The 5,285-nt window shown below is 64.9% G+C and carries 5 protein-coding genes, 1 tRNA gene and 1 pseudogene; 3 read left to right on the top strand and 4 right to left on the bottom strand.

The features are described from left to right. Positions 1-654 (top strand): annotated as a pseudogene (locus RMO25_RS06105) (cytochrome c biogenesis protein DipZ); the annotation flags it as partial. Between the two features lie 25 nt (positions 655-679). On the opposite strand, the gene RMO25_RS06100 reads toward RMO25_RS06105, so the two are convergent. Then, a complete protein-coding gene (locus RMO25_RS06100) occupies positions 680-901 on the bottom strand; it encodes a hypothetical protein (protein WP_309661712.1) in 222 nt (73 codons plus the stop codon). A gap of 103 nt (positions 902-1,004) precedes the next feature. Then, entirely contained in the window at positions 1,005-1,322 is a 318-nt protein-coding gene (locus tag RMO25_RS06095; RefSeq protein ID WP_309661711.1) for a hypothetical protein, read from the bottom strand. Between the two features lie 128 nt (positions 1,323-1,450). Here RMO25_RS06095 and RMO25_RS06090 point away from each other — a divergent pair, with 128 nt between their 5' ends. Beyond that, a complete protein-coding gene (locus tag RMO25_RS06090) occupies positions 1,451-2,356 on the top strand; it encodes an aldose 1-epimerase (RefSeq protein ID WP_309661710.1) in 906 nt (301 codons plus the stop codon). 43 nt (positions 2,357-2,399) lie between these two features. Further along, a tRNA-Ser gene (locus RMO25_RS06085) sits at positions 2,400-2,492 on the top strand. Between the two features lie 13 nt (positions 2,493-2,505). Here RMO25_RS06085 and RMO25_RS06080 read toward each other — a convergent pair. Further along, the gene (locus tag RMO25_RS06080) at positions 2,506-4,800 is read right to left on the bottom strand and encodes a bifunctional salicylyl-CoA 5-hydroxylase/oxidoreductase (protein ID WP_309661709.1); all 2,295 of its coding nucleotides are present in this window, start codon (positions 4,798-4,800) and stop codon (positions 2,506-2,508) included. After that, the coding region (locus RMO25_RS06075) for an alpha/beta fold hydrolase (RefSeq protein WP_309661708.1) at positions 4,797-5,285 on the bottom strand (489 nt) is incomplete at its 5' end. The genes RMO25_RS06075 and RMO25_RS06080, both read right to left, overlap by 4 nt.

Below are 5,285 nucleotides of genomic sequence, written 5' to 3'. Positions count from 1 at the left end.
TGGCGCGCGCTCGATAACCATTACTGGCCCGCGCACTATTTCGTCGATGCCGGCGGGCGCGTGCGCTTCCACCACTTCGGCGAGGGCGGATACGAAGAGTCCGAGCGGGTCATCCGCCAATTGCTGGCCGAGGCCGGCCACGCCCCCAAGGGCGGCGGCATGGCCAAGGCCGATGCGCGCGGCGCCGAAGCGGCGGCAGCGGCCAGTTCGCTGCAATCGCCCGAGACCTATGTCGGCTATGCCCGGGCGCAGCGCTTCGTGTCGCCCGTCGGCATGGTCCACGACCACTCGGCCGCATACCTTGGCGATCCCCGCGCGCTCAACGACTGGTCGCTCGACGGACAATGGATCGTCGGCAAGCAAAGCGCGCGGTCAGCCTCGCCCAACGCGAAAATCCGCTACCGCTTCCATGCCCGCGACCTGCACCTGGTGCTGGGCTCGCCCGGCGGTCGGCCAGTGCGGTTCAAGGTGACGATCGACGGCCAGGCGCCGGGCGCCGACGCCGGAGTCGACGTGGCGCCCGACGGCAGCGGCCGCATATCGGGCGAACGGCTCTATCAGCTGATCCGCCAGCACGCGCCAGTGCGCGATCGCACGTTCACGATCGAATTCCTCGACCCGGGAGCCGAAGCCTTTGCGTTCACCTTCGGGTGATCGCAAAGGTCAGCGGGGCCGAAGCCTAATTCTTGTTGGCGGGGGTGACCTCGACCGTGGGCACCTCGACGACCTTGTTCTCGGTGCCGATGTTCACCGTCGGGGTCTCGACGTTATATTCGGGGAGCTGCCCGCCGGTGGTGGTGACGTTGACGTCCGGCATCTGGCCTTCCTTGGTCTTCTCGACGTTGCACGCCGTGGCGGACAGGCAGCTGACCCCAATCAGGATCTTGATCGCGTTGTTCATGGTATCTCCCTTTTGGTGATCCACGACGGCGAACGCGCCCTCGGATCCCGAAGGCACTAACCTGAACGAGGGGTATCTGGTTCCCGGATTACCTCCGCCCAGTTCAGGCGACGATGCGAAGCTTGCCCTTGCGCGGCGGGTAACAGACCACGCCAAGCTCTTCCTGGAGCCGGGCGAGTTCTTTCTCGCGCGCTTCCTTGTAAGCGGCGGCGTAGCGCGTTTCGCACTCGGCCTCTTCGGCGGTCTGGTCACGGAAGAAAGAGATGGACAATTTGCGGCCGAACACATCGTCGCCCTTGAGCCGCAATTCGGCTTCGGAGTCCGCCGGCAGGGTGTCGCGCACCGCGATCAACCTGGCGATCAAATCGTCGAGCGAGCTATGCTCCTCGATCTCGACGAATTCCTTGACACGTCGTTTCATTCGAAACCCTCCCCGGCCCCGGGGCACCTAAATACAAGTCGCGCGAATCCGTGCGCAACGGCTAATGCCGACTTATCCCCAGCCAAGTTGCCAACTGCTGAATCGATTGGAAAATCCGAGGTGCAGGTATGAGTCCCAATCCGCCGATCATAATGACCGCCGACACCTTGGAATTGGGCTTAAGCCCTTATGTTGGTGGAAGTATTTCGTGGTTCGACTGGATCGGCGGCAATCACCGCGTACCCGTATTGCGCAAATGCAACAGTTCCCCTGAAAACGTCCGGGACGCCGCCAGCTTCCCGCTCGTGTCCTACGTCAACCGTGTCCGTGGCGGGCATTTCTCGTTCCGCGGCCGGACCATAACACTCGCGCCGAACATGGCCGGCGACGTCAGTCCGCTACACGGCCAGGGGTGGCTGGCGGCGTGGCAGGTCGAAAGCGTGGGCAGGTCCGATGCCGTAATTTCGTTCGAGCACCGGGCTGACGACTGGCCGTGGGACTATCGCGCCGAGCAGCATTTCGCGCTCGACGATGGCGGCCTGTCGCTCATCCTGACCTGCCGCAGCCTGTCGCGTGAACCAATGCCGTGCGGGCTTGGCCAGCACCCCTATTTCAACTGCGGACCGGATACCCGGATCGACACGCAGGTGACCGATGTCTGGACCATCGACGAGCATGTGTTGCCGGTCGAAAGAATGCCCGCGACCGGCCGCTTCGACCTCGCCGACCGCTTGGCGTGCGGGCAGGGTCTCGACCACGGCTTTGGCGGCTGGGGCGGGCTCGCCAAGATGACCGATCCGGCGTGGCCGTTCGATCTTCAACTGTCGTCGCCCGATGCGCATTTCTTCCAGCTCTATTCACCGGCCGCTGGTGGCATCTTCGTCGCCGAGCCGGTGACCCAAGCCAACGCGGCGCTGAACGCGCCCGAGCAGCAATGGCCCGAACTCGGCATGCGGGTGCTCGCGCCGGACGAAGAGATGCGCCTCGCCATGCGGCTCGACGTGATCGCCAAACCCTCTAGCCGGTCCGGTTGAACCGCCGCCACCGCGCCTCTATAGCCTCCGACCTGCCGCAGCCGGAGACGTGGGTGAGTGGCTGAAACCAGCGGTTTGCTAAACCGCCGTACGGGGTTAACCCGTACCGAGGGTTCGAATCCCTCCGTCTCCGCCAGCCTGGCCCGCCGTCAAACCCGCAACGCCGCCGCCGCTTCGGCCTCGCGCTTGAGGTTGCGGGCGAGCTGGGCCTGGCCGTTCAAATATTGCGGCGGCACGTGCACGTCGCGGTAATCGAGCGCGGCGGCGGCGCGCAGCGTCCACATCGGGTCGATCAGATGCGGGCGTCCCAGCGCGACCAGGTCGGCGCGGCCGGCGGCGAGGATCGAATTGGCGTGGTCGGGCTCGTAGATATTGCCGACTGCCATCGTCGCCACCCGCGCCTCGTTGCGCAATTTGTCCGAGAAGGGTGTCTGGAACATGCGGCCATAGACAGGGCTGGCGTCGGTCGAGGTCTGGCCCGCCGAGACGTCGATCAGGTCGGCGCCGTCGCGCGCGAAGGCTTCAGCAATGGCGACCGCCTCCTCCGGCGTGACGCCGTCGTCGCCGGCCCAGTCACTGGCCGAGATGCGCACCGACATCGGCATTTCTGGCGGCAGCGCGGCGCGCATCGCCGTGAACACTTCCAAGGGATAACGCAGCCGGTTGTCGAGGCTTCCGCCATAGTCGTCGGTGCGGCGGTTCTGCAGTGGGGTGATGAAGCTCGACAGCAGATAGCCGTGGGCGGCGTGGAGCTCGACCATGTCGAACCCGGCATCGACCCCCATCTGGACGGCAGCCACGAACTGGTCGCGGACCGCGTCCATGTCGGCGCGGGTCATGGCCCTGGGCTGCTGGTTGACCGGGGACCAGGCCAAGTCGGACGCCGACATCACCGGCCAGTTGCCGTCATCCAGCGGCACGTCATTGCCTTCCCAGCCCAATTTGGTCGAACCCTTGCCGCCCGAATGGCCGAGCTGGAGGCAGATTTTGGCCTTCGAGTTGGCGTGGACGAAATCGACGATCCGCCGCCATGCATCGACATGCCCGGGCGCCCACATGCCGGTGCAGCCGGGGCTGATCCGGGCTTCGGGTGAGACGCAGGTCATTTCGGTGAAGATGAGGCCGGCGCCGCCCAGCGCGCGCTCGCCGTAATGGACCAAATGGAAGTCGCCCGGCGTGCCGTCGACCGCCGAATACATCGCCATCGGCGACACAGTAATGCGGTTTTCGAGCTTGAGTTCGCGCAAGCGGAACGGCGCGAACATCGGCGCGGCCGATTTGCCTTCGACCCCGGCGCGCTGCCAAAACCAGCGCTCGACGCTTTCCAGCCAGTCCTTGTCGCGCAGCCGCAGATTCTCGTGGCTGATGCGCTGGCTGCGGGTGAGCAAGGAATAAGCGAATTGCAGCGGCTCGAAATGCAAATAGCGCTCAAGCGTCTCGAACCATTCGGTCGAGTTGCGCGCGCTGTTCTGGAGCTTGAGCACTTCGAGGCTGCGCTCGGCCTGGTATTCAAACAGCGCGGCATCGAGATCGAGCGGGCGGTTGAGCACTTGCGCCAGCTTGATCGCATCCTCGAGCGCGAGCTTGGTCCCTGAACCGATCGAGAAATGCGCGGTGTGCGCGGCGTCGCCAAGCAGAATGAACTTGCCGTGGTTCCAGCGCTCGCACTTGATGCGGCGGAAATTGAGCCACACCGCGGGGCCGGGCAAATGCGCGGCGTTGGAAATCAAAGCGTGCCCATCGAGATATTTGCCGAAGATTGTTTCGCACAGGGCGATCGCATCTTCCTGGCCGAGCGTGTCGAAGCCAAGCCCGCGCCAGGTCGCCTCCGAACATTCGACGATGAACGTCGAGCAGTCGGGCGCGAACCGATAGGCGTGGGCCCAGATCCATCCGGCCTCGGTCTCTTCGAAGGCGAAGGTGAAGGCATCGAACGCCTTGGATGTGCCGAGCCACACGAACTTGTTGGCGCGCGGATCGACGTCGACCCCGAACTCGGCTGCAAAGCGGTCGCGAACGCGGCTGTTGATGCCGTCCGACGCGATGACGAGATCGTACGCGGCCCATTTGGGATCGTCAGGGTCGCACTCGCTTTCGAAGCTCAGTTCGACGCCCAATTCGGCCGCGCGGTCCTGCAGGATTTCGAGCAGGCGCTTGCGGCCGATGCCGATGAAACCGTGGCCGGACGAGCGGATGACCTGCCCACGCAAATGGACGTCGATGTCGTCCCAATGGGCGAATTCGTCGGCGATGATCTTGGCCGAAACCGGGTCGTTGGCCATGAGGTTCTCGACCGTCTGGTCGGAGAACACCACGCCCCAGCCGAACGTCACACCGCGCGGGTTGCGCTCGAACACGTGGACCTCGTGCGCCGGATCGCGCAGCTTCATCGAGATGGCGAAATAGAGGCCGGCCGGACCCGCGCCGATGCATGCGATTTTCATGTGCGCGCCTCTACGCCCTCGACGAAGGTTTTTGCCACAGCGTTGAATTCGACCGGCCGCTCGAGATTGGACAAATGACCGGCGTCCGCGATTGGTTCGTATTGCGCGCCTGGGATCAAATGCGTGAGATCGCGCGACAGCGGGGGCGGGGTCACTCGGTCCTCCGTTCCGCATACAACGAGCGTCGGCACGTGGATTTCGCGCGCACGGCCGCGCTGGTCAGCGAGCCACACGGCTTCGGCGCCGATGCAAAAGGCGGCGGAATCGATTTTCGCCATGGTCTCGACCACTTCGCTCCGCACCGCCGCATCCGCCGGTTGCGCCAGCAGGGCGTCGGCGCGGCCTTCCGCTAGCGCGCGCATGTCTGCGCTTGCGGCGATGGATCGCTCGTAGATTGCGCGGCCTTCCGGATGCACGGCGAACGTATCGGCGAGGATCAGCGACACGCAGCGTGCCGGCGCCGCGGCGTACATGGCGATGGCGAT

Source organism: Sphingomonas sp., from assembly GCF_031361285.1.
Taxonomy (GTDB): domain Bacteria; phylum Pseudomonadota; class Alphaproteobacteria; order Sphingomonadales; family Sphingomonadaceae; genus Sphingomicrobium.
This window is presented reverse-complemented; position numbering and strand designations above follow the sequence as displayed.

Excerpts from the sequence above, each read along its gene's own strand:
- RMO25_RS06100 (WP_309661712.1), bottom strand. The coding sequence starts at position 901 with ATGAACAACGCGATCAAGATCCTGATTGGGGTCAGCTGCCTGTCCGCC.
- RMO25_RS06095 (WP_309661711.1), bottom strand. The coding sequence starts at position 1,322 with ATGAAACGACGTGTCAAGGAATTCGTCGAGATCGAGGAGCATAGCTCG.
- RMO25_RS06090 (WP_309661710.1), top strand. The coding sequence starts at position 1,451 with ATGAGTCCCAATCCGCCGATCATAATGACCGCCGACACCTTGGAATTG.
- RMO25_RS06080 (WP_309661709.1), bottom strand. The coding sequence starts at position 4,800 with ATGAAAATCGCATGCATCGGCGCGGGTCCGGCCGGCCTCTATTTCGCC.